The organism is Flavobacterium sp. CAN_S2 (assembly GCF_015752255.1).
Lineage (GTDB): Bacteria > Bacteroidota > Bacteroidia > Flavobacteriales > Flavobacteriaceae > Flavobacterium.
Window position 1 is genome coordinate 311,316 of record NZ_JADOVA010000002.1, and the last position, 25,542, is coordinate 336,857.

A 25,542-nucleotide genomic window follows, 5' to 3' on the forward strand; every position below is an offset into this window, starting at 1 on the left:
GAAATATTTTTAAATTTACTAGAATTAAAAGAGTTTTGCCGGAGCGAAATTTTTAAAATCTGCAATGAATTTATAAATGTTAAATCATAATTTATTACTAAAATCTAGCAAATCACAGGACTGTTAGCTGTAACTTTAACCAAAAATAAAAAATATGAGTTCATTTGAAAATAATAATAGTGGTCAAAATACTGTAAATTCTGAGTTTGAAGCTTGGGTTGGTATTTTATATTCTTGCATTTCTGCCGATAATCAAATTACCGATTCGGAAACGGCAACATTATCTAGAGTTTTGTCTTCAAAACAGAAATTTGTCGGAATTGATATTGCACCTCTTTACAGAAAAGCATTTAATGTACGAGCGGAATTGGGACAATTAAAATATATTTCGGCTTGTTCCGAATGGATTAAAGGAGAAGATAAAGAAACCGTATTTGCTCTCGCATTGGAAGTTTTACTCGCCGACGGAACATTGGAAAAAGAAGAAAAAAACGTAATTGAAGTTTTATCCAATCAATTAGAAATTGAGAAAGAAATGACCAGCAAAATAATTGAAGTCATTTTCTTGAAAAATAAAGGAAATATTAAAGGAATATAAACGGCTAACTTAAATATAGTCTTACTTCAGAGCGTGTATTAAATGGATTTAATTTTGATTGTAAAAAGAAGAGCATTTCATATCTGAAATGCTCTTCTTTTTTTGTTTTGGAGAAACAAAAAGTTGATTTTTATTGTCAAAAGAATCGTTGCGCACCTTTTACTATGCATGCATATTATTCAAAATAATTGCTTATTTTTGGGATATAACATAAAAAAAGATGCACTACGATTTTGATTACATAATAATAGGAAGCGGATTTGGAGGTTCAGTAAGTGCTTTACGGCTTTCTGAAAAAGGATATAAAGTTTTAGTAATTGAAAAAGGCAAATGGTACAAATCGGAAGATTTTGCCAAGACCAATTGGAATCTCAGAAAATGGTTGTGGATGCCTTCGTTGCGTTTCTTTGGTATCATGAAAATGAGTATTTTCAGGCATATTGTAATAATATCGGGAACGGGTGTTGGTGGTGGTTCGCTGGTGTATGAGGATACTTTGCCTGTACCAAAATCGGCATTTTTTAAATCAGGAAGTTGGAGCGAATTAGAAGATTGGGAAACCGAATTAAAACCATTTTATCAAAAAGCGCTCACCATGCTTGGTGCCTCCAGAAATCCAAAATTATTTGACGGTGATCTTGCATTGAAGGAATTGGCTAAAGAAATTGGGAAAGAAGATCAATTTGAACATCCTGATGTTGCTGTTTTTTTTGGAAAACAAGGAGTAAAAGTTAACGATCCTTATTTTGAAGGAAAAGGTCCGGATGTAATTTTTGCGGAGGTTGCATGACGGGTTGCAGATACAATGCAAAGAATACACTTGATAAAAATTATTTGTATCTGGCACAAAATAATGGCGCTGAAATCCTTGCTGAAAATGAGGTTTATAATGTTTTGCCAATTGATGTTAAAGACGGGACTTCAGGCTACAAAGTTGGGGTAAAATCCAGCACAAAATTTTTTGGTTCCAGAAAAGAATTTACTTCAAAAGGAGTAATTTTTTCGGGAGGAGTTTTGGGAACTATTAAATTACTGCTCAAACTAAAGACAAAATCACTTCCGTTATTATCCGATAAATTGGGTGCTGATATACGAACCAATAATGAAACGCTAATCAGTGTTTCCTCTTTGGACAAAACTAAAAATTTATCAAAAGGAGTGGCTATTGGCAGCCTGCTGCACACGGATGATAATAGTCATTTGGAAATTGTGAGGTATTCTGAAGGATCTGGTTTCTGGAAATTGCTTCATTTGCCTTTGTCTAATGGTAAAAATGCTTTGGTACGAATGGCAAACATGACGCAGCAAGTAGTAAAATATCCATTGTCCTATTTCAAAATTTATTGGATAAACAGTTGGTCAAAAAGCACTACTGTTTTATTATTCATGCAGTCAATTGACAGTACTTTAAAATTCAAAAACAACTTTTTTGGAGGAATGTCATCGACAATAGGTACGGGATTAAAACCGTCCGCTTATATTCCGGAGTCTCTTGCTTTAACCGAAAAATATAGCAAAATAGTCAATGGGAAAGCAACTTCATTTGTTTTGGAATCAGTAGCAGGAATCCCGTCAACTGCCCATGTATTGGGAGGTGCAGTGATGGGGAAAGACCGTTTTGAGGGAGTAATTGATAAAAATAATGAAGTTTTTGGTTATCAAAATATGTTGATCATTGACGGTTCCATGATATCTGCAAATCCTGGAGTTAATCCATCGCTTTCCATCACAGCAATCGCAGAACGAGCTATGGATCAGATTCCTGTGGCTGCTGAAAGAAAGAATTTTTAAATTTTCATGCTAAATGGATGAATTAAAAATAAGTCGCTATTATTTTTCACTTCTAAATATACTATTCTTAAATTAATTACCTACTTTAGAGAGCTTAACCAAGTGCATGATTTTATTTTAATTCAGGACTTAATTCGTCTTTAAAAACAATTCGATTATCAAAAAGAAAATCAAAATAGCGAAGGAAAGTATTTACGAAAGACTACATCGGGAACCTTTAATCACGCATCCTCGATTGAAGTTTATTCCTAATATTGTGCTGAACCTGATTAGCTTTTTTATCACATTTGCAGTGGTAGGAACGCTGTTGTATTTGCTTCTAAATTATTTGATAATGAAGTTTTATCATTTGGATTAAAAAAGGATTATCTCAAAAATTGAAATTGAGTATAAAATTGATATTGCTCATATTCGTTTTATTGAAAATATAATTTTTATTCCCGTAAGCTTCTCCCACATTGAACTTGTGTACATACAATAATTGTGCATCAAAACCTTTTAACATCCCTTGAAATTGGTAGCGAACATCAGCATTGGTCTGCACATAAGAAGGCAAACCGTATTTATTTAATGCAAAATCTTTCACATCCGGTAAATCAAAATATCCTATTGCCAGATTCGATTTGAATGTCTTTTTAGGATTTGTATATTGTATTTTGGTCATCACGGCATTTACATCTCCAAAACCTTCATTCCGTTCTCTGGGCATAAAGGTGTAAAATGGATCCCGTCCCCATTCTCGGGGCATTAAATACCTTCCTTTGGCAGTTATTCGGTTGTAGTTTAAAGTCAATTCTATTTTTTTATTTTGCCAGCCTAATCTTCCTCCAAAAGTTTGAGAATTGCCATTTTTTTCAAAATAAGTTTTGCTGGGATCTTCATTTCCTCCAGAATTCAAAGCGTTTTGGTATATCGTCTGAAAACCGAAGAGCAGTTTTGAGTTTGGATTTAAATCGTATTTATAATCCATTTGGAACAATGCCGAATTGAATATATTTTCCGCGTACTGATTCCATAATAGTGCTTTTAGATTCTTTATAGATTCATTTTGTACACCCATAATATAAATTCCGTTGCTATCTAAATTTCCCGCATAATCAGATTTCGTTCCATTAGGTTTTACGCCAGCTGGATAAATTCCTATGGATTCTCCCACTTCAAAATATTTCAGTGTGCTTCGTGGTGAAATTCCGTAGAGATATCCCAAATTGATTTTAGTCTTTTTGATTTCATTATAATCTACCCAAATTCCGTTCACTTCCGTAGGACGCATTCTGCCGTCTTGCAGGTTTATAAATGACGTATTGAGTAATTGTTTTCCAAGTGTTAAAGTCGAATTTTTATAATTGTATTTTAAATATAATTCTTCTAACCGACTTAAATTGTCTTTGTTTGATGGGTTTTGAATGTCAAAAAGTGCTACTTCATATCGATTGGACACATTAGTAACAGGATCTTTTTGAATAAAATCAGAAGAGCCAATGTTAAAAATATAATAGCCGCTGACACCAAATTGAAAATTATGGAATTTAGCGGTTTCAAACTTTACGCCGCCACCAATTGCATTGGCATAATAATCAGATAAACCACTTTCATTGTTAGTCGCCATGAAAAAATAGCGAAAATGACCATTAAAGACTCCTTTTTTGAAAGCATTTAAAATCGATGTGGAATCAATTTTTTCATTACTTTTTTCTTTCCAAACGCTCGGCTTGTCTGAAATTTCTTGATGTTGCGCTATTGTATTTATGGTAAAAAGGAGGGAAGCAAGTATATATATTACAGCGAAGAAATTTTTCATTTTTGTACGTTTAGATTTGCAACAAAAATAATCTCATCAATCTAAATGGGAAGTAACTTTTATCACATTGACCCAAAAAAAGCCGAGTGTTTTAGGCATTCGACTTTATAAATTTTGACTACTTTCCTTAAATATTATCTAAAAGTATAATTGACACCAGTAACCTGCGATAACAGAGTTTCTGGAGCATCAAGAATTATCGCATTTTTTTGCGGAGTAGGAGTAATAGGAGAATTTTGTTTTAAATACTCTTTCATGACCAAATGTAAAGTTGCATTAGTGTTTTTGGCATCCATCACGCCTTTCATTCTGCAAAGCATGTCTACAGGATCGCCGTCGCGTTCACAGGCCATTATGGAATACATTTTTTCAGGATCTAACGGTATATTTTTCACGGTCATACTTTGTACTCTTTTTTCCATTTCTGCAAAAGCATTAAAGCGCACTTCCATTCCCTTGAACTTTACGACCCAACCACCAAAACGTTTCGAAGCATCTTCGGCAAAAACATTATTTAATTCTTTTTCCAACCAGTTTTTCAGTTGCTTACCAGTCACTTTTGCAGTTCGCACAGTGCTGTCAACGGGTAACATATCAAAAATAAATCCGTTTGTGATGGGAATATTTCCAGTTTGATCCGGAGTCGTTTTTGGCGGGCAAAAGCGAAATCCATTCGAAAGATTAATATCTATATCTGGAAATTTCCAGTGTAAAGCATTTAAAATCATGGTGTCAATTGGATTTTCCACCACAAAATAGCGGTATAAAGGAATCGTGCTATAACCGATAACCTGATTAATTTTTTCTTTGTAAATAGACTCTTTTTCTATTAATAATTTTTCAATTGCAGCATCTGGTTTTATTTTTGGCGAATCAACTTCCAGTAGTTCATAGTTGTCTTCAATTACTTTTCCGTTTAAAATTGTCAAATCTAATTTTCCAATAAACGAACCAAAAGCTCCCGGTTCCACCACTTTTGAATATTTACATAGTATAGGTTTTCGAACTCTTTCGTGCGTGTCGCCTCCTAAAATATAATTGACACCTTCACATTCCGGTCGGTTTGCCAATGCTATTTGTTGTGATAAACCTAAGTGTGCAATCATGATCACATAACTGCATTGTTCTTGATTTCTAAGCACATCTACATAATGAGCCAGATTTTCTTCGGGATTGGTATATAAAATTCCTTTGCTGTAATTTGGACTTTGTCGCAACGGCACCAAAGGATCGGTGTAGCCTAAAAAACCAATTTTTGCTCCGGCTATATGCCAAATTGTGTAGGGTTGAAAAATAAGTTCGCCTCGTTTTCCGTTACCTAAATCGTGGTACATATTAGTACAGATTTTTGGTGCATCCAGCGAACCCAATAACGTTTGCATTTTTCTTTTTCCGTAAATTACTTCCCAATTTCCTGGAAGATATAAATCGTAATTCAACGCATTTAAAATGGGAACAAAAGCTTCACCGGTAGTTTCGACGCTTAATTCGCTACCTTGAAACATATCGCCAGTGTCAATGATATAGGTATTTGGGTTTTTCTTTTTTAATTGTTTCAGTAAGGTTGCCATATATGCATAACCGCCCGTTTTTCTAAAAATTACTTTGTCATTTTCCCAAAACAACTCATCATGCGGATGAATTTGGCAATGTACATCGGTAGTTTGAAGAATAGAAATTGTTTGAGGTTTGCTTCGGTTGATTGCTGTATCCAAGTTTATTTCTTCCGTCTGAGTTGTATTTACAATAGTGGAAATAGGCGAAATAATAGCAGCACCCAGACCTAAAGTCCCAACTGATTTAAGGAAATCTCTTCGGTTATTGCTCATGGTTTTAGTTTTTTAGATTTATAGCAAATTTTACAGCAAAAACTATAGCTAAATTTATAGTGTGGCTAGATGCAAAATATAGTTACAGTCTTATTTTAGAATCCGCCTTTGATGTACGTCCAGCCTTGTTCTTGTTTTTCAACGATTTCGGCAATTCCCACAGGTACATATTCTACTTCCGAAATGATTTGGTCTTTAGATACTTTTTGACTTTTCATTGTATTTTCGCACACTAAAAAGCGAACTCCTTTAGCTCGAAGTTCTTTTATCGCGTCTATTTGTTTTGATTTTGCAGACATTACAAAAGGTAAACCCATGCTGTGAATCACTACTTCGTATTTTGCATTAGGCCAATGCGTTGTTAAGTTTTTTAATTGGTTTACAATTGCTTTTTGTTGTAAAGTGTCAACAGCATTGGTAAACTGAAAAACAATTTTGTGGTTATTCGGTTTTTTTTGAGCGAATGCAGCAATTGAAATCATGCTAAATACAAGAATAAATGAAAGCGTGAGGTTTTTCATAATTTGGTTTTAAGTGGTTAATTTTCTTTTTTCTTTTTTGCTTCTTTAATAGGTTTGAAAGGTCCGAATTTATGTTGGATTTCCGTAAACGAATCAGAAAAAGGTCCAAAAGGATGATCGACAGGTTTTTTCGAAATATCGGGCCAATCTTGACTTAAATCTTTCAATGGTCTGTCCAGACTTTCCACATAAGCCGCAATATCCCAAGATTCTTCATCTGATAATTGAGGGTTTTCATACGTTGCACCCAGCGGCATATTGTATTTGATGTAGCCCGCAAACCGACTGATTCTAAAAAGTCCTGCACCACTATTATATGAATTTTTGCCCCAAAGTGGCGGATACGTATATTCTTTTTTGTCTGCTGCCAAAATCCCCTCACCATTAAACTGATGGCAACTCGCACATTTGGCGTCATACAGTGTTTTTCCTTTGGTAGGATCAGCCGCACGATCTAAATACTCCAAATCATAGATTCCTGAGGCATTTGCCTCTTTGCCTTTGGGAACATTACTTCCAATGTACTCAATATACGCAATCATAGCTTTCATTTCCCTGTCATCTTTTGTGAGTGGCTGGCCGTTCAAGCTTCTTTCCATACAATCGTTGACTCTTTTGTAGAGATTTTCCACTTGGCCGCTACGAGCTCTCATTTTTGGATACATCGAATATACCGAACCATAATTGTTTCCCCAAGGTTTTGTACCCGCATCTAAGTGGCAATTGTTGCAATTCATCCCGTTAGAGATTTGTTTCACACTGCCATTTGGGCCCAAATATTTAGCCGTATGCGCAATTAAATCTTTACCATATTCGACTTCTTGTTTTAAAGTGATATCTGTAATCAAATTGATATCAACTGGCTTCCAGAATTTTGCCGTTTCATTTTGCACCATCACTTTTTTCTTAGCATCGATATAAAGGGAATCGAGGTTTGAATCACTATTTTGAAACCAAGAGGTGATGGATGAATTGAAAAACACAACCAAGAATAACCCCATGACTAAGAAAATAATAGTCATAAAGAGATAAATCAGTCTTTTTACAAGCGATTTAAATTGGACGATATTTTGTTTTTCTGGAATCATAAATTTATTAATGAGGCAGTTTATCTCTAAAATATCCATATACCCAAGTTCCTACTATTGCAAAAAATAGGGTTACAATCATCACGGTTGCACCCGTTCCAATTTGTGCAAACAACGGTCCAGGACAAGCTCCAGTTACTGCCCAGCCCAATCCAAAGATGAGTCCACCATAAATCTGACCTTTGTTGAAGGTTTTGTCGTGGAACTCAATTTTCTCACCGTAAATGGTTTTAATATTGAATTTTTTTATCAGGAAAACGGAAATTATCCCAACAACAACGGCACTTCCAATAACGCCATACATGTGGAAAGATTGGAAACGAAACATTTCCTGAATGCGATACCAACTGATAATTTCTGCTTTTATGAAAACAATACCGAATAAAATACCAATGACAAGATATTTTAAATTATGGTACCATTTGTGTTCCAATTGACTCTCGTTGATACAAACTGTATCTAATGAACGCGTTTCGAAATCTGTATTTTGATCTTTAATGTTCATAATTCGTAATTTAAAGTGAAAGAATAAATGGTAAAATAATGTTTGCCATAATCAATCCACCTATGAAGAAACAACACGTTGCAATCAATGATGGCATTTGTAAATTAGACAAACCTGAAATCGCGTGACCGCTAGTACAACCTCCCGCATAACGAGAACCAAAACCAATGAAAAAGCCACCAACGACCATCATGAAAAATCCTTTGAGTGTAAATAAACTTTCCCACGAGAATAATTGTTCTGGCAACATTCCATAAATTTCCGTTATGCCGTAGCCTGCCAATTCAGTTTGTAGATTTCCATCAATGATAATCGGATTAGGATTAGACAAAAAGCTATACGCAATTACACCGCCCAATAAAATACCGAAAACGAAAAACATATTCCAGATTTCTTTTTTCCAATCGTATTTAAAAAATTTTATGTTTGCCGGTAAGCACATGGCGCAAGTATGACGTAATGAGGCACTAATACCAAATGATTTGTTACCAATAATTAACAAAGCTGGAACTGTAAGTCCAACTAATGGGCCGGCAATATACCAAGGCCAAGGTTCTCTGATTAATTCTAAAATTTCCATAATTATATTTTTATTACCACAAAGGTTATATTTATAAATGAGTAGTTATGTTACTTTTGTCACACAAAAAAAAAAAAGTAAAAATGACATTGATTTTATTTTTTTAGTAACTCGTCTAACTTTTCTCGAAAAGAATCACTGTTCCAATTTGCGGTACCAATTTTGGCTACAATCACATTTCCGGATTGATCAATAAGATAGGTTGCCGGAATAGTTGAAGATTCCATTTCCAATGGAGAATTGGTTAGTGATTGATAGACAGGAAGTGTAAGGTTTTCTTTAATCATAAAAGCATTCGCTTTCTCAAAAGAATCCGTTGTCACAAATAAAAAGACCATTTTATCCTGGTAATCAACATATAATTTTTGAATGCTTGGCATCTCCGCAATACAAGGCGGACACCAGGTAGCCCAGAAATTAATGAATACTATTTTTCCTTTGTATGCTTCCAGTGACACAATCTTTCCGGTGGCGTCTTTTAATTGCCACTGATAAGTCGACAGTTCTTTTTGATCTGTTACAGCTATAGTTTTAGGCGAAAAAGCAATTAATCGGTTTAAGTGTACTTTTACAAAAGTGCCCAAAGGACTAAACAAAAGCAGTGCTATCAATACAATAAAAACAATATTTTGAATAGTAGATTTTTTTGATTTTTTTGGTTCCATTTTTTTATTATTATTTTCTAAAAAGAAATTATTTTCTGTTCAATTTTAACTGTTTATTATTTTATTAAGTGTTTTTCGGCATTCGGATTTCAATGATCAACGACGATACAATAGTGATAACTCCAATCAATATTATGGCGTAATTTAATCCAAATAAATCAGCTGTTATTCCTGAAATAATTGCTCCTATTGCATATCCTAAATCTCTCCAAAGTCTAAATGTACCAATACTTTCGGCTCTCTGATGTGGATTTGTCGCTTGCGCAATTGCTGATAAAAAAGTTGGATAAACTAAAGCCGTTCCCAAACCTAAAAAGGCTGAAATAGCGGCCAACTGATAGAATGCTTTAGCAAAAGGAATAAAAAGTATCGCTATTCCCTGCAGTAACATTCCCCAAAACAGCATCTTTTTTTTCGAATAAACATCGGACATTTTTCCGGTTACTAATTGTCCAAAACCCCAAACTGTTGGGTAAATGGCGGTTATAATTCCAATATTCTGAGAATCATAATGCAAAGAAAGCAACACAATAGGCAAAAGTCCCCAAATCATTCCATCATTCAGGTTATTGACTAATCCGGCTTGTGTTATGGCGCTTAATGTTTTGTTTTTGAAAGTGGTTTCGAGAAAAATATTTTCTAATTTTTCAGTTGTATTGGTCGTGTTTTCTTGGTGTACAAATACTCGGGTATCTTTGACGAAAAACAAAGTCAATAGAAAACCAATTATCGAAATCCCAATTCCCAAGTAAAAAGGGTAGGGCGTAATGCCATATTTTTGGGCGATATAGCCTGACAGAAAAGCAACTAATCCAACGGCAAAATAACCGGCAAACTCATTGAGTCCCATCGCCAATCCGCAATCTTTTTCTCCAATCAAATCAATTTTCATAACCACAGTGCTGCTCCAAGTAAGTCCTTGGCTAATGCCCAAAAGAATATTGGCGAAAATCACCCAGTTCCAAAATTCAGCATATATCAAAATAAAAGGAATCGGTATGGCCAGAATCCAACCAAATAAAAGCAAATTTTTTCTGCCAAAACGATTTGCCAGTTTACCTGTAAAATAATTGGTAATTGCTTTCGTGATTCCAAAGGCAATGATGAAAGAGAGAATAGCCGTTTTTGAGGCAATACTAAATTCAATTTCAGCAAATTTTGGAATAATAGTTCGTTCCATTCCTATCATTCCCCCAACAAACGCATTGACGATTACCAAAATAGTAAACTGTTTCCAATTTTCTTTTAGTCCAAGTTTCGTTGTATTTGTTTTCAATTGATTTTTTAGGAATTAAAATGATTGTTTGGAATATAAGTTAGCCATAAATGAATAGGTGCTTACAATTTGTAATATTCCAACTGATAATCGCCTATGTGTTTTTTATTTTCTGCAATGGATTTTTTATGTTTAAAATAGTTCACCGTTCCAAAAACAAAAATGATAAATGAAGTGACGAAAAGTGCGATTTCAATCAGTAAACTATTTTCAATTTTTAGTAGATTTCTCAAACTCAAGCCTGCAATCAAAAAATACATGGAGGTTCTCAAAAAGGCAAGAAAAGTAGATTGATTAGCCAATGTTGTTCGTTGCAATGCTAATTTTTCTCTTAAAATTAAGTCTTTGTTTGCTGGTTTTTTCTGTTCCATAGTATTTTATTATTCTTATTTTTTTCAAAATGTCTGTTATTCCTAATTTTTAGACGACTATCAAATTTACTCTTTATTTAAGTCAATTTGAAAAATCAAATCTTTTAAAGGTATTTTATAAGTTAACTATTAATCAAATCGTATTAATTTCGATTGCTAAATAAATAAATGTGCAGTTTAAAACAGGTATTTTTCTTGTTTTAAACTGCACACTATTTTAAAATTATTGCTGTTTATTTATTGATCATTTCATTTACATCTTGCCAAGTACCGCCATTGGTAACGTTTTTGAAACCATTTTGTTCCAAAATCATTTTGGCTTGACCGCTGCGATTCCCACTTCGGCAGAAAACAATAATTTGCTCTTTTCCTTTAAATTTTTCCAATTGGCTCGCAACTTGATCCAAAGGAATATTGGTTGATCCTTTTACATGACCTTCAGCGAATTCTGCTGGGGTGCGAACATCTACAAGGAACGCACCTTCTTTTATTAATTTTTCCATTTGTGAGTTGTCTTTTTTTGAAAACATATTTTTAAAAATTCCGAACATACAAGAGGTTTTTTAGTATTCAATAGGATTGTTTTGGCTCACCCACTCATTCATTCCAGGAGAATAATTTAGTACATTTTTGTAGCCGTTTCTAGCTAGTAAAGAGTAAGCAATCGCTGCTCTGTCTCCTCCTTGGCAATGGATTAATACTTTTTTATCTTTACTGATTTTGTCTAGATTATTTACTAAAGTACCTACAAATACATTGTTAGCTCCTTTGATATGACCTGCATTGTATTCTGCAACACCACGAAGATCAACTACCTGAACATCTTTTTCTTGCTGTAAGGCTTTAAATTCTTCGATAGTAATCTGATTCACTTTCTCCAAAGAACCGCCGTTTTCTTCCCATACTTTTGTAGAAGGAACGTAACCTTGAATATTGTCTAAACCGATTCTCATTAGTTTTCGGGTCAAATCATCCAATTGCGATTCATCGGCAAGTAAGATAAAAGGTTCTTCATACGTAAGAAACCATCCTGCCCAAGTAGCAAATGAATTGTTCCCTTGAATGTTAATACTTCCCGGAATAAATCCTTTAGAAAATTCTGTTTTATCTCTGGCATCTATCAATTTAATGCCTTTGGCTAAAGCCTCTGATAATTCAGTGTAATCTATTTTTTTCAATTTAGGAACAGCTGTAAGCAGCGGACGATCTATTTTATTCAGTTTTTTCATCATTGCAAAATACTTCGGTGGTTCCGGTTGGTCTTCTAATAAATATTTTACAAATCCTTCTTCATCATTTTTATGCTGAAAAGCCCAGTTTCTTATTTTTTCATAACCCACAGTCGTGCTTGGTACAGCTCCTAATGCTTTTCCACAAGCAGAACCTGCGCCATGACTAGGCCAAACTTGAATGTATTCAGGTAATGCATCAAATTTTTTGATTGATTGATACATTTGTTTGGCACCAATGTCCTGCGTTCCTTTTATTCCTGCTGCTTTTTCAAGCAAATCAGGTCGTCCTACATCTCCAACAAATACAAAATCACCGGTGAACAACATGACGGGCTCTTCGCTGGCAGGAGTATCTGTCAAAAGAAAACTGATGCTTTCCGGCGTGTGTCCTGGAGTGTGAACTACTTCAATTTTTAAGTTTCCTACTTTTAAAACATCACCATCTTTTATGTCAACATGAGGGAATTCATATTTCCAATCGGGTCCGCCTTCCGCTGAAAGGTACATTTCTGCTCCTGTCAATGCGGCTAGTTCTCTGGAGCCCGCAAGGAAATCAGCATGGATGTGAGTTTCTAAAATATGAGTAATTTTCATATTGTTCTGCTTGGCAATTTCAAGATAGGTATCAACATCCCTTTTAGGATCGATAACTGCGGCTACTCCTGCTTTTTGACAGCCAATAAAATAACTTGCCTGAGCAAGACTCTTATCGTAAATGTGTTGAAAATACATATCGTTTATTTTTTAAGTTTCTAATTTATAGGACAAAATTAGTTGATGATTTTATGAAAATTGGTGACTAATGTTACATAGGCATTAATAACTTAATTATTTTGCCTTTTACGGATGTTGTAGTTTATGAGGTAATTGTATTTGTTGTTGTTTGTACCGTAACAATTTGTTCAATCGGAATAACATTGCACTATTTGGTATGACAGTTGCAGAAGTTTATTTCAGAAACAGTTCTTTGGTTATGATATATATTCCCATCACTAAAACAAACCAACCAAAAGCAGGTTTTAGTTTGTTACCATCAATTTTTTTGGATATGGCTGTACCTATAAAAATTCCAATAATTGCGAATGCTGAAATGATAAATAGAAATTTCCAGTCGATTATACTTTCTCCACCTTCTCCAAAAAAGCCGATTAATGATTTGGCGGCAATAATTACAAGCGACGTCCCCACAGCTTCCTTCATAGGTAATTTGCTAAGAATAACTAATGCAGGGATTATCAAAAATCCACCGCCAGCTCCTACAAGTCCGGTGATTATTCCAACAATTGCACCTTCAATAAGTATCAATGGATAATTGAATTTTTGTTCGCCAGTTTCTTCAATGGTATTTTTTTTGTCTTTTTTAATCATCGTATAGGATGCAATAACCATTATTACTGCAAAAAGTAACATTAAAAAAAGGTCTTTCGTCAGTGTGAAACTTCCTGTAGAAAATATTTCTTTAGGTATTGCGGGAACAATATAAGCTCGAGTGGTAAATACGGCAATGATGGAAGGAATACCAAAAACAATGGCAGTTTTTATATTTACTAACCCTTTTTTGAAATAGCCAACAGTTCCTACTGCACTAGTTAAACCTACAATAAACAACGAGTATGCCGTTGCTAGTACAGGTTCAACAGCAAATAAATAAACTAAGACGGGCACCGTAAGAATGGAACCACCTCCACCTATCAGTCCTAATGCTACGCCAATGAGGATTGACGCAAAATAACCTATATATTCCATAATTATAAATTTTATACTGCAAATATTGTCAGTTTAAATTTCAGCTACAGTAACATTTATCACACAGCGAATATTTTTTTGAAAATTTCAATTGGGTTTCAGTATAATTTATAATCTTTTTTTACCTCATTTAATTTCTCGTGAAGTATGACATCTTAAGTCATTAATCTTAAATTTTTAAGATTGTACTTATAAAAGTACGCTAAAATAAAAGTTTTTTTTGGTATTTGAGAAATTAGTTTACTTCCAATTCCGAGCTTGGGAGTTTAACAGCAGAAGATTTTTTGGAGTGGTAAATTAAGATTGATGATTTTAATCAATCGATTTTATCCGATTTAATGATGTTTGAAATAGAAAATAGATTCCTTACAATATGGCAATAGCAGTAAAAAGGTTTGTAAGACTTTTATTTTTATGAGATTTACTCATAAAAAAATCCGAAAATCATTGATTTTCGGATTTTTTGTGGAGTCGCCGAGACTACAATCGAACAGCTTATTCCTATATTAACTTTTTTTGACAGTTTAAAATTATGATATAACTGATTGTTTTTAAATACTTTAAATAATTTTTTTTAATGATTATTTTTTAAGGTTAAAATGTTTAACTAAGTATTTTTAACTTTTTTTAATAATTCTAATTTTTTTAAAGGTAAAAAGTTATAGTTAAAGGTGACGTTAGAGTTCGACTGTCGAACTCTTATTCACAGTCGAACATTTTACAGCTAGCTTACTAAAATATTATACAAAATCTTATAATTAAATTTCTCTGTAATGTGACTATCTTAGGATAATTTTCGAACCATTTTTTAGATAATTAAAGAATTTAACGATATCAGTTCAATATAAATTTTAAAAGAAAATTAGAATTTGTAATAAAGAGAAATAATATTTTATTTATTGGTGACGTTATGCGTTAAGCATTGGGAAACAAAACTTCAAATAAAATTTGTTTCTTAATAAGGAAACTTTTATCTTTACATAAAAATTAGAGGAAACATAGAATGGATTATAAATTCAAAGTTGAATTTCTAGAACCTGTTATTGAGTTTTTGGAAAGTTTAGATGAAAAATCAAAAGAAAAAATACTTTACAATATTTGGAAATCAAGAAGCGTAAATGATAACGAACTCTTCAAAAAGCTTGATAACGAAATTTGGGAATTCAGAACCTTATATAATAAACAATATTTTCGATTATTTGCATTTTGGGACAAATCTGACAAGCAAGATACAATTATTATTTCAACACATGGAATTATAAAAAAGACTGACAAAACTCCAAAAGTAGAAATCGAACGTGCAGAATCTTTGAGAATTAAATATTTTAACGAAAAAAAGTAAATCATTATGAAAACATATAATTTAGACGAAGTAACTGATAGATTCGTTGGAAAAAAAGGCACTCAAAATAGAGATGCTTTTGAAAATGAATTAAAGCTTGAACTAATAGGACAAACTATCAAACAAATTCGCAAAGAAAGAAATTTGACTCAAGAACAATTGGGAGAATTAGTTGGTGTAAAAAAAGCTCAAATTTCAAAAATTGAAAACAGTTTAACTGATGCAAGATTTGATACAATTATTAAAGTATTTAAAGCTTTAAATGCAAAAATCAACTTTAATGTTGAATTGCTAAATCAGAAAGTTGTAATCCAATAATTTGCCAAATGTGGAGTATTCAGGTGAAGGGCTCTGTTGTATCGATATCTTGGTTTTTTTATAGCTTCAAAGTATCTGTACTTTATTTTGATAATATCATAACAGTCTTATTTTTAAATTAATTTCTTATATGGAGCCTTTTATTATAAAAGAATCGTGTTAGGAGTAACTCAATAACTTTATTGATTACGATTTAATTTTTTTGATTAACAAAACTATTTCAATCCAACGTGAAATAGTTTAATTGTATGTAAAAAATAATGAATGATATTGCTGATTTAAGGAAAAGGCTGGAATCGAGAGAATTATTTCAACCACTTTTTAATGATTTTATAAGAAGGTCTATTGACGAACAAAAAAAACAAGAGAATGATCCTGAGAATCCATATAATTTCTCGTCATTCTACGAGAGATATATCGACAATTATGCTCGTGTTAATACTGATATTGTATTTGAACACTGTGAATCCCCTATTGAAAGAATTTTCATCAATTCACTAACATTGCTATTTCTTAAAAACAGAAATACAGAGCTGCAAGTAATTCCTCCGCTTGAAAACGTAGAGGACGCCATATCAAACTTTAGAAATAATCATCAGGACATACTTCGTGTGATTGAGCGATATAAGAAAGATACTGGAGATGCTGAAATGATTAATTTTGAACAATTTATCCAAGGAAAAATTGACTCAGGAAGATATAAAAAGGGTGATTATGAAATCTTTGAATATCATAAGCTGGTTGTAGATAATTTTATATGGAATTCCTACCATTTGTCGCTTCAGGCAGGATTTCCGAATTATAAGATTGATGGAAAAAGCATAAGGGCAGATATTTTAATATGGTGTCCAGGGAATGAGAAAATTAAGTTAATTGTAGAATGTGATGGTTATCAGTACCATAGTTCTAAAGAATCATTTGAAAGAGACAGGAAAAGAGATAGACTTTTGAAATCCAAAGGATATGATGTAGTAAGATTTTCAGGTTCTGAAATTTACCGAGATCCTGTTAAAGTCAGCAGTGACCTGTATGATCTTATTGAGGTCATATATAATTGTAACGAAAAATTATAGGAGTATGTCAATGGTAATTCATTTTTAGTCTCCAAGTAATTGTTCTCTGTTCTTATAAAAAATTAAGATATGTAGGGCAAGGTATTTGTATTTCGTTAGAAAATAATCTTGACGCATAAAGATTATTGTATTTATAAATCCTGCCTATTTAAATCGTCTTACCTGAAGTTATATTGGATATGTAGATAGTGCTTAAAGCTATAAAAAATCGCCTAATAGTTGAATTGAAGAATATACTTATTCAAAGGTAATTTGACGACTCAGATTATTTCAGACCCAACATTCCTAAAAGATCATTGGATTCTTCTATGATCCATTGGTCATAGGTAATCAAGGAGCTGAGTAAATCCTGAGCTTTACTTACAAATAAATTTCTATCCAATCCTGAAAATGGAATATCCTGCCATAAACTTCTGTGATTCGTCAATGCAATCCCTCTTGGTGAGCCGTTTGGTATCAATAAAGTGATTTCAGGTATTTTATTTCTTACAGCCTCATATATTTTCAATCCGTCGTAGTCCCAATCCGCTGAATAGTAAATTGGCAATTCGTGGGTATTAATAAAGTCGAGCTTCGCAATATTTTTACCACCTGCATACCACAATTCAATATTGTTAGCCCTAGGTGCTGTCGGTCTTTTAAGAAAATCCAGATTTTCACACAACACGATCCTTTCAGGGGTTTTACACCTGAGGACATATAGATACTGCTGATCTTTGTCGTTTGCCAGCGACTCGATTTGCAAAATTTTTTTGAAGGCATCGATAAGCGAAGATTTGCCTTCCATGTACTTTTCATCCCTGAAAAACATCTGTGAAACCCCGCGTACTGTTTCTTCATTGGTAATTATCTGATCCCTTATTGCTTCCAGTTCACCATTTTCCATCCGCTCGTTGAGATCCATAAGTATCTTGATGTCATTTTCATGAAACCGAGTTTGAGGTTTTAGTAATTGAGTCGACTCCAAAAAATCCAAATATTTTTTATAATCAGCCAGAAATTTATTTTCATAAAGAACATCAAAGCCATCCATCTTAACGAGGTCATTCCTGTATTCTCCTAGTTCCTTTGTGTTTTTTAGAAGGTGGCGGATTTCTGGATCCTCAAGAAGTGAAGTCTTTTTCTTTGTCATTCCAATCTGATAAATTTCATTCAGGGATTTCAGTACTGTCCAATTCATGGTGTGGGGGGATAAGATACTGATTCAGTGGAATTGATTCAGTATTTGTTTTAAAATAACTATTTGAAACCGGGAAGTTGATATCGGTATCTTCCAGTCCGGGAATCAGGTGGTGTAATATCCAGCCGCCTTCTGCATCAGAGCCGTAAGGTTTAGGTGTCATGGTAATAATCTGATATCCGTGTTCTTTTGCGAGTTCAGGAAATGTGCTAAAATTAGTAGCATCAAGATTTGCTGTTTCCTCTAAAATAATAAATTTAATACCCTTGCGCGATTCGATCTGTACTTTCGATAATCTTCCTATACCAAGTAAGACTACAGCGGCATACGTCTCACCAGTACTTCCTGGAGTTTCCTTATCTCCGCTTTCATTTTCAAGTTTCGCTTCCAAGCTAAAATATGTCTTCGGATCCAGTAATTCGCCGAAGTTAATCTTACGCTGGTAACCCGTTGCAGATTTAAAGAAGTTTTCTACAAAATGTTCTACAGAAATGTCGGAAAATGCAAATTCACCAGCTTTGTAAGCGGCAGTGCTGTGATTCTGTAACTGGTAGATCCAATCAATAGAGAATTCTTTCTGCTGTACAAAGTGAATCTGAAAGTAATGCTTCTTGCTAATTTTCGTGCCTTTGAAAAATGTATTTAAATCGCGTACAGTTGCTCTGTAAAGTTCATACTTATCCTTAGTCTGAACAAATATTTTTAGCATCGTTTCAAAGATTGCGTCGACAATTCCTAGCCTCACGCGATTCAGCTCACGCACATTTTCAGCAATGTTGTCTGTATACCTGATCTTCGGGCCTAATAATGCTATCTCCAGAACATGGAAGCTGAACTTACCATCTCGAATCTGCTCTTTTATTTCCATACTGCCGTCAGTTGTTTCCTCGAATTTTGAAATAATTACTTTGTATTCGCTGATGTAATCCTGTTTAGCTTTATGAAACTCCTCAGCCAGATGTTCTGTCCGATCTTCTCCAGAAAGCGATAGATCTTCAGTAGCGCTAAGCTCGTCTTCAGTATAAAGCTTTCGGAAATCTGACAATGTCTGGTTATATCTTTCACTAATAATTTCAAGATTTTTAAAGTCGGTTTCATTGATCGATTTTTTCACAGGTATCAATTCATTTTTGAGCGAGATTAACCTGTCCAGTTCTTTTGCTATCAGCATAGTACATTGCGTAATACTTTCCCTTTTTTGTTCACTAGCCTTTTCGTAATATGCAGAATCTTTGCCTGGAAAGATTCTGCATGGAAATTCGATAGCGCCTTGTTTTGTAATAAGCAGTTGTTTTTCGGTTTCTATTTTTTCAAAGCGTTTACTTAAATCATTAATCAATTGGGCAGTTTTTTCAAAATGCTGGTATGCAGAAAAATCTTTTAAATGGGGATCAAAGTGATATTTCACTAGAATAATGGTAGGATCATATGCTAATCCTTTTTCAAATTTATCCAATTCTGCTAGTTGTCCGTTATATCCTTTAATTATCGATTCGATTTCAGTCTGTCTTTTGGCAAAAGCCTCTGCTAATTTTTCTGTATCCGTAAACAGCTGAGGCTGTTCTAATTTAGGAATGAATCTTCTCAGGTGGCCAAGCTTCAGCCAATAGCCTTCAACGCTTCCATCTATACTGATGTTTTGCTCGTCAAGAATGTCAAGATTCTCAGTGTATGTAGGCTGTTTTTTTGGATCTTTCGGTTTTCCCCATGAGGTCGACATCAATTCAAAAAGCGTCGCTTCCTGTATTTTTGAAAGTGGCTGGTTTTGCTCAAGTACCTTTGAAAATAAAGTATCTTTTTTATTAAAATTAATAAGGGCAAGAACTTCGTTATTTCTTTTGATCAAGTTTTCAAGATCAATTCGATGATCATTAATAACTTTTTTCTGATCGGTGACCTTATTGGTCATTGCCGAAAGTGAATTGTATCTCTCAAACACCCCCTTAAACTTCTCTATCCTTTTTATGATTTCCTGTGTATGGAATTCCTCGATTTTGACATCATTTTTCTCAATATGACCAATCTTAGGCGCTTTGCAGTCGGAAAGCTGTTGATGTTCATTTTTCAGCGTGTCTATCTCCTGCTGATACTCCAAAAATTTCCCTCGCCTTTCAGCCATTAATTTCAGCGCCTTAAAATCTTCTTGCATTTGCTGCAATACTTTTGCCAGACGGGGCGCACGATTTTCAAAATTCTGATATTCATCCTTATAATCCAAAAGGATTTTTTGGCCGTCATCATATTTCGTCTGAAGGGCTAAGATGCTTAATTCTTCGAAACGAAGTTTGAAGCCCAAGTAAGCGAGGTGCGAGGAATTCGCACAGCTTTCCATTTCCTTGATGGTCAGAAGGGATTGTTGTTTGGATTCAAGCAGGGCAATTTCTGTATCAAGGCTTCTGTAGTCAAAAAGTTGTTTTTCCAGCTCGGTCTTATGAATGGCAAACGTTTCCTGATAATCTTTCTCGGATTCTTCAAATAGAAAATCCTTGAGATTCTGTGAATTTTTTATGTTTAGTGACTTTGCTCTCGAAAAAGACTGTATAATCTTTGCGAAGGATTTGAGGTTACTTTTAATGCTCAGGTTTATCGAAAGTATTTCCTTTTTAAATAAAAAAGCGTAGTAGCTACTTTTGTCTTCTGCATGCACAAAATATTGCAAGCATAGAGAATGACGATCTCTAAAATGTCGCGCAAGTTGTTGAAGACCCAGAAATTCTCCTTCATGGATAAATGTTTTGTGGTTGGGAAGTTGTGATGCCGGAAATGACAATTCATCAATATGCTTTTCCATATCAAGGTCCTTTAAGATCACAAAAGGTTTAAGTCTTTTACTTTTCTTATTTGGGATGCAAACGCCAATGGTTACAAATGCGCCCATTTCAATTTCGATATTCATAAAGGCATATGCCTCACTTGTTCCTTTTGGAAGCGTGTACGCACTCCGTCCGTCTTTATCCATACTGTCTGTCCCAAATTCAATTAGGCTGTCATCTGATATGAATATCAATTGTATTAAATCTGCAAGAATGGATTTGCCGACACCGTTGTTACCTGTAAAGTCTGTTCTCTCGGGATGAAAGAGGTAGTCCTGGTTGTAATGTTTTACTATTCCAACGGTTGATAGAGAATATATTTTTGGATAACTCATTTTCCTGACTGTTTTTGATAAGCATTAACAAATTCGTCGAAATGCACTAGCTCATTTTCATAAAGTTTCGCAAAGCGGTGTATGCTTTCCTTAATACTGAAAGATAACGTTTCCTGACTTTGAGATGGAATTCGGGTTATCCATCCGAGGACCTCGAATTCCTTTAAACAGTTTCCTATACGCTTTTTTACCTGCAGCCATTCTGCTTCAGAGTAGAACTCGCGTTGCTCTTCAAAAAACATTGATTTCAAGTTAGTACTATTCTCTGAGTCGTTAATTTGTTGCTCAATGTCAGTCCAATGTATAATTTTTTGGAAATCAAAATATTTATCGTAGTACATTTTAAGTAGCAAAATTCCCATCACAATATTTAATGTCGAAAGCTCCCTGTATCTTTCTTGTTTTGACAGCTTGCCTTTGCCTTGCTCTGTGAAATCAAGATAATAGTATGTTTCATTGCCATTAGCACCGCGTGTTAATTCGAGTCCATAGAGGGAAATATAGTAATGCTGCAGGTCACGTTCTTTATCTTGCAATAGGCTAAAAAGGTAGAATGCATCTTTTTGGATGTGGGCTCCTTTTAATAATTCGATATTAAGATCAGCAAAATGGTTTTGCACAGCTTCCTCTGACAAAAAGGAGAAATCTATTTTTGAATGATGTTCGTCTGCCATGAATGTATGTTGTTATTAGCTGATTCTCTCAGTAAGGTTCTGTCAATTATTATTTTATAATCAGAAGAATGATGCGCAAAGATTAACAATTCGTAGCTTACGTTTAGTGCAATCTCTATATCCTGATCGCGCTCCAGTATAAGGTGAAAATGTTCGGTAAAATCTATCTCCTTTTCTCTATGAAGCAAGTCCTTATAATGACTTACTAGCTTTGAGATTCTTTGCTGTCGCGAAATTTCCTTTTCTATTTTTTCCTTTTCCAAATGCTGATAATTTGGGTCGAGTGTTGTGTACTGGACCATTTTCTTTACAGGGAAGAATGTTTCTAGATATGGTACTAATGTATACTTAAAAGATTCCATGGGTATGGCCTTGACGGGAAATGCATTTGGTAGCTTGGGACCCTCTTTGGTGTAGCTGCTCTCAGTAAGGACAAATTCCATAAAGCGTTTAATGTTCACCTTATAATTACTTTGATAACGAAAGTTATGTTGCAAATCATTCAGCTTATTGCTCGCAAAAACGATTTTTTCCCTTAATTGTCCAATCTTGGAATCAATGACCATAAAAAAATTCCGCACATCCTTATGTATATTAACGGATTTGGTATAATCTTGGGTCGATTGCTGGTAAGCAGCCTTTTCTTGAGGTTCAGAATTGACGAAATTATCAGAAAGATCATAAAAATAGCTTACCACGTTGTGGATTTCCCTTTCCAGATTATTGCCAAGGCGTAATGTATCCCTTATTTCTTCTATCTTTTCATTTAGGCTCTTGAAAATTTCGGTAAATCTGGAGATGGTTTCCAGTATATCAACATTTTCTTGGTAGAGAAGTTTGTTAAGCTCTTTAATAGACTGGTTAACATCGTCTTTGAGTGCTTCAAGGTGATCAATAATATTTTGCTTTGTGGTGTTGTTAAATCCTTGTTGGAACCAGCTTTCAAATTGGCTTATCACCTGTATTTCACTTGCGTGGAAATTTGTATATTTCTCAAAACTTTCACGCAGTGGAAATTTTCGATAGGGATTGTTAAGTTTTTGATCGACCATCGCGATAAACTTCATTGCGTATTCGGTCAGTTTGTAAATGTATTTCTGTTCCGGCGGTCTCTCAATAAAATTATTTAGGAGGTTTTTCAGCACTGCTTCAGTATGGGGTAGTGCCCATGGAGCAAATTCCGCAAGCTCTTTGATTGTCTGCTTGAAGTCTCCATATGTAAATTGCTCGTCGATTTCCCGATCTTTGATTTTTTGATTTAATAAAAATATAACCATCCCATATTCCCTGGAAGGAAGCAATGCTTCGTAAGATTGAAAAACATTTTGAAGGTTCTGGTTCATTGCGAATAAATATTGAAAGTAATGAAGTTTTTATTATTTTAGGTTAATCAAATATATATAGAAATAGGTTTCCAAGTATCAGTTTATGGACTTTTCAGATTATATCAATTATTTATATTTATAATCTCCATATTGCTGATGCAAAGTATTCTGTAAATTAATAATGTTGCCCTATAAATTTGTTGCGATGCATACAAGTATTGGCGTTATCAGCTTGTTACATAGTATGTTAATTTTGCTCTCTTAAAAGCATAGAATGACTTATGAAGTATATCTTATCAGTAAAACTACTTTTGTAAATATAGACAGTTATATGCAATTAGTATTTTAATACTCAAATTTATAAAATTCAATAAGTTTAACGTGTAGAATTGCAGGTAAGAGGATATTATTAAATTTTCCAGCTAAAGCTTCAGAATTTGTAATCCATGCATTTACATATACGTTTAAAGGGAGATCAGGTATGGGGGTTGGCATCCAAGTCCTTCTAGAATGTATTATTTTATTGTCAACATACCATCTTATTTCATGATATTCCCACTCAATTCTATATAGATGAAAGTCTTCAGAAGCATCAAAATCTAAATCTATTAAAATTGGCGTTCCTCTAACTCCATAATTGTAATTTGTATTCTCAAATCCAGGATTATAATAAACATTTAGTAAAATCTTCGTTGTATCATTTCCTAAAAATTCTATATCAATTTCTTGCCAAGGATCATTTCTATGGAGGAAAAATGCCGAAATAATTCCATCTCCTTTAATTGGTTTCATTGAAATTTCAAAACTACCATAAATATGTGGTAGCTTTGTCACTATTGCTGAAGATGAATATTGTTTTCCTTCTAATTTGTCATTAGTTATGGTAATTTCAAAGCCCGAATTATTTAACCTAAAATTTCTTTTTGTAAAATGTGCTAGATTTGAAGGGAAAGTGTCGTCTAGCAACTTCCAATAATTTAAATCCATTTTATTAAATGAATCTGAAATGCCATCAATGGGTTTTGCTAAAGAGAGAATTTCAAATTCAGTATGATTATAAGGTATATATTTTTCAATATTTTGAATTGGAATTATCCAAGGATTTACATCATGTTCTAAATATTTGAATTTATTAATTATTTGAATTTTTTCGGAATTGATATTTTTATCTATTTTTACTTGATTTAATTTAATGTCATTAAACTCCCAATATTTGATTTGTAATAATTTAGAAACTTGCTTGAAAACTTTTTTGCTATTTGAATTTATAAAATGCAAATTAGTACTTATTTCATTCGATAATACCGATTGCAAAGATTTATCATGAACCTCTTCTATTATAATAATTATTCCGCTTGGATAAAAATTTATCAGGTCTGATAAATTATCAATGATTAAATTAAATCCAAGATAGGCATCAAACAATAAAGTTTGTTTTTGCTTTATACTTTCTTTTACATGTAAAGAATCTCTTTCGGAAACATTTTTATAAGCTCTATAACTGTTTAAACTTAAGAGTGTATTAATTTTTGATAAAGTTGTATCACAATTTTCGCTTAGGTCGAAGACAAAAACTGGATTTTTACCTTTTAATTTATCTAATAGAATAAAAGTCTCATTGGATTTTATTCCAATTTGAGAAAGAATTGGTAGAATCGAATAATTATTATCAGATTGGACGAAAAGTTTTTGGTTTATAATTGACTCATTGGAAAGATATACATTTAAGTTAGCAAACTCATGATTAATCCAAAGATCTATTGGGCCAATTACAGGTAATTTACTTAATAATTTTTTAGCTCCATTATTGGATAAAATGTAACCGGAAAACCACCAAATCCCTCTTTTAGGTACAGATAAATTTTTTGATACTTTTTTTATGTCTGGGTTATGTTCAACTTTTTTGTATGAAAGAAATATTATATCGAAATCTAATGATGATGATTCAATTTCTTCCCATAATAAATTTAGTGTTTTTGAAAACTTATTTTCAAAATACACATCATCTTCTAAAATAAGTGCATTAGATACATCTTTTAGTATTATTTTTTCCCAAACAGAAATATGTGATAATGCAACTGCTGTTTCTTGGTTGGTTAGTTCAATATTTATTTCTTTTTCTCTAATTATTTTTAGTAATCTAGGATCAGGGTCTACAAAGTATTGATCTTGTAATTTGTAAGTACTATTAATTTTAGTATTGTTTAATAATTTTATTTTTGCGTCGATTGCTGAAAATCTTTCAGAAAAATTCGAAAGATTTATGTTCACATTCGTGGGAATATTTTTAAGTTCCTTTTTAATTAATTCCCATCTTTCAGTTTGTCTATCTAAATTAATAATGAAAATTTTATTGATTTGATTATTGGCTTTACCAAAAGCGGTTAGTATAACTTTTTTTCTGATAATTCTTAATACCTGTTTTATTTTAAATCTTAAGAAGAGGTAATTTTTGTTCCCGGTTATTATGTTCATAAGC

General features: G+C 33.4%; 23 protein-coding genes. 6 read left to right on the forward strand and 17 right to left on the reverse strand.

What is annotated here, in order from left to right; genetic code table 11:
• Positions 1-154 precede the first annotated feature (154 nt).
• The 3 genes from IWX80_RS09200 (at position 155) to IWX80_RS16990 (ending at position 2,389) form a co-directional block, all read left to right on the forward strand.
• Positions 155-598: a tellurite resistance TerB family protein gene (locus IWX80_RS09200; RefSeq protein ID WP_196853173.1), complete on the forward strand. Its 444-nt coding sequence runs from the start codon at positions 155-157 to the stop codon at positions 596-598.
• A 220-nt stretch (positions 599-818) separates the two neighbouring features.
• Positions 819-1,388 carry an NAD(P)-binding protein gene (locus IWX80_RS16985; RefSeq protein ID WP_334682301.1) on the forward strand — a complete coding sequence of 190 codons (570 nt, stop codon included), beginning with the start codon at positions 819-821 and terminating at the stop codon, positions 1,386-1,388.
• A complete protein-coding gene (locus IWX80_RS16990; RefSeq protein WP_334682302.1) occupies positions 1,385-2,389 on the forward strand; it encodes a GMC oxidoreductase in 1,005 nt (334 codons plus the stop codon). The genes IWX80_RS16985 and IWX80_RS16990 overlap by 4 nt, the downstream gene beginning before the upstream one ends.
• 370 nt (positions 2,390-2,759) lie before the next feature.
• On the opposite strand, the gene IWX80_RS09210 is transcribed toward IWX80_RS16990, so the two are convergent.
• From IWX80_RS09210 to IWX80_RS09265, 12 genes are all read right to left on the reverse strand, one after another.
• A complete protein-coding gene (locus tag IWX80_RS09210; RefSeq protein WP_196853174.1) occupies positions 2,760-4,190 on the reverse strand; it encodes an OprD family outer membrane porin in 1,431 nt (476 codons plus the stop codon).
• Between the two features lie 134 nt (positions 4,191-4,324).
• Positions 4,325-6,019 (reverse strand): bifunctional metallophosphatase/5'-nucleotidase, encoded by a 1,695-nt coding sequence (locus IWX80_RS09215; RefSeq protein WP_196853175.1) that lies wholly within the window; start codon positions 6,017-6,019, stop codon positions 4,325-4,327.
• Between the two features lie 95 nt (positions 6,020-6,114).
• Positions 6,115-6,540, reverse strand: coding sequence for a DsrE family protein (locus IWX80_RS09220; RefSeq protein ID WP_165152999.1), 426 nt, complete (start codon positions 6,538-6,540; stop codon positions 6,115-6,117).
• Between the two features lie 17 nt (positions 6,541-6,557).
• The gene (locus IWX80_RS09225; RefSeq protein WP_196853176.1) at positions 6,558-7,628 is read right to left on the reverse strand and encodes a c-type cytochrome; all 1,071 of its coding nucleotides are present in this window, start codon (positions 7,626-7,628) and stop codon (positions 6,558-6,560) included.
• A gap of 7 nt (positions 7,629-7,635) precedes the next feature.
• A complete protein-coding gene (locus tag IWX80_RS09230) occupies positions 7,636-8,133 on the reverse strand; it encodes a DUF6691 family protein (protein ID WP_072944174.1) in 498 nt (165 codons plus the stop codon).
• A gap of 10 nt (positions 8,134-8,143) precedes the next feature.
• Positions 8,144-8,713, reverse strand: a complete 570-nt coding sequence (locus tag IWX80_RS09235; protein ID WP_442899835.1) for a YeeE/YedE family protein — start codon at positions 8,711-8,713, stop codon at positions 8,144-8,146.
• Positions 8,714-8,808: 95 nt separating this feature from the next.
• On the reverse strand, positions 8,809-9,378 hold the full coding sequence (locus IWX80_RS09240) for a TlpA family protein disulfide reductase (RefSeq protein ID WP_196853177.1): 570 nt from the start codon (positions 9,376-9,378) through the stop codon (positions 8,809-8,811).
• 64 nt (positions 9,379-9,442) lie between these two features.
• Positions 9,443-10,654 (reverse strand): MFS transporter, encoded by a 1,212-nt coding sequence (locus IWX80_RS09245; RefSeq protein ID WP_334682303.1) that lies wholly within the window; start codon positions 10,652-10,654, stop codon positions 9,443-9,445.
• Between the two features lie 62 nt (positions 10,655-10,716).
• Positions 10,717-11,025, reverse strand: a complete 309-nt coding sequence (locus tag IWX80_RS09250; protein WP_113635534.1) for a DUF202 domain-containing protein — start codon at positions 11,023-11,025, stop codon at positions 10,717-10,719.
• Positions 11,026-11,258: 233 nt separating this feature from the next.
• The gene (locus IWX80_RS09255) at positions 11,259-11,528 is read right to left on the reverse strand and encodes a rhodanese-like domain-containing protein (RefSeq protein ID WP_334682304.1); all 270 of its coding nucleotides are present in this window, start codon (positions 11,526-11,528) and stop codon (positions 11,259-11,261) included.
• Between the two features lie 60 nt (positions 11,529-11,588).
• Entirely contained in the window at positions 11,589-12,989 is a 1,401-nt protein-coding gene (locus IWX80_RS09260; RefSeq protein ID WP_196853179.1) for an MBL fold metallo-hydrolase, read from the reverse strand.
• Between the two features lie 216 nt (positions 12,990-13,205).
• Complete coding sequence (locus IWX80_RS09265; RefSeq protein ID WP_196853180.1) at positions 13,206-14,003, reverse strand: sulfite exporter TauE/SafE family protein; 798 nt, start codon at positions 14,001-14,003, stop codon at positions 13,206-13,208.
• Between the two features lie 1,003 nt (positions 14,004-15,006).
• On the opposite strand from IWX80_RS09265, the gene IWX80_RS09270 reads away from it, so the two are divergent.
• From IWX80_RS09270 to IWX80_RS09280, 3 genes are all read left to right on the forward strand, one after another.
• Entirely contained in the window at positions 15,007-15,345 is a 339-nt protein-coding gene (locus IWX80_RS09270; RefSeq protein ID WP_196853181.1) for a type II toxin-antitoxin system RelE/ParE family toxin, read from the forward strand.
• A 6-nt stretch (positions 15,346-15,351) separates the two neighbouring features.
• A complete protein-coding gene (locus IWX80_RS09275) occupies positions 15,352-15,663 on the forward strand; it encodes a helix-turn-helix domain-containing protein (protein ID WP_196853182.1) in 312 nt (103 codons plus the stop codon).
• 260 nt (positions 15,664-15,923) lie between these two features.
• Positions 15,924-16,736: an endonuclease domain-containing protein gene (locus IWX80_RS09280; protein ID WP_196853183.1), complete on the forward strand. Its 813-nt coding sequence runs from the start codon at positions 15,924-15,926 to the stop codon at positions 16,734-16,736.
• 265 nt (positions 16,737-17,001) lie between these two features.
• Here the strand turns inward: IWX80_RS09280 and IWX80_RS09285 are convergent, their stop codons facing one another.
• The 5 genes from IWX80_RS09285 to IWX80_RS09305 all read right to left on the reverse strand — a co-directional run bounded on the left by IWX80_RS09285 (position 17,002) and on the right by IWX80_RS09305 (position 25,538).
• Positions 17,002-17,916: a hypothetical protein gene (locus IWX80_RS09285; protein ID WP_196853184.1), complete on the reverse strand. Its 915-nt coding sequence runs from the start codon at positions 17,914-17,916 to the stop codon at positions 17,002-17,004.
• Positions 17,885-21,064, reverse strand: coding sequence for a hypothetical protein (locus tag IWX80_RS09290; RefSeq protein ID WP_196853185.1), 3,180 nt, complete (start codon positions 21,062-21,064; stop codon positions 17,885-17,887). The genes IWX80_RS09285 and IWX80_RS09290 overlap by 32 nt, the downstream gene beginning before the upstream one ends.
• On the reverse strand, positions 21,061-21,738 hold the full coding sequence (locus IWX80_RS09295; RefSeq protein ID WP_196853186.1) for a chromosome partition protein MukE: 678 nt from the start codon (positions 21,736-21,738) through the stop codon (positions 21,061-21,063). Before IWX80_RS09295 ends, IWX80_RS09290 begins: the two co-directional genes overlap by 4 nt.
• Positions 21,711-23,081, reverse strand: a complete 1,371-nt coding sequence (locus IWX80_RS09300) for a hypothetical protein (RefSeq protein ID WP_196853187.1) — start codon at positions 23,079-23,081, stop codon at positions 21,711-21,713. The genes IWX80_RS09295 and IWX80_RS09300 overlap by 28 nt, the downstream gene beginning before the upstream one ends.
• A gap of 327 nt (positions 23,082-23,408) precedes the next feature.
• Entirely contained in the window at positions 23,409-25,538 is a 2,130-nt protein-coding gene (locus IWX80_RS09305) for a family 16 glycosylhydrolase (protein ID WP_196853188.1), read from the reverse strand.
• Positions 25,539-25,542 lie beyond the last annotated feature (4 nt).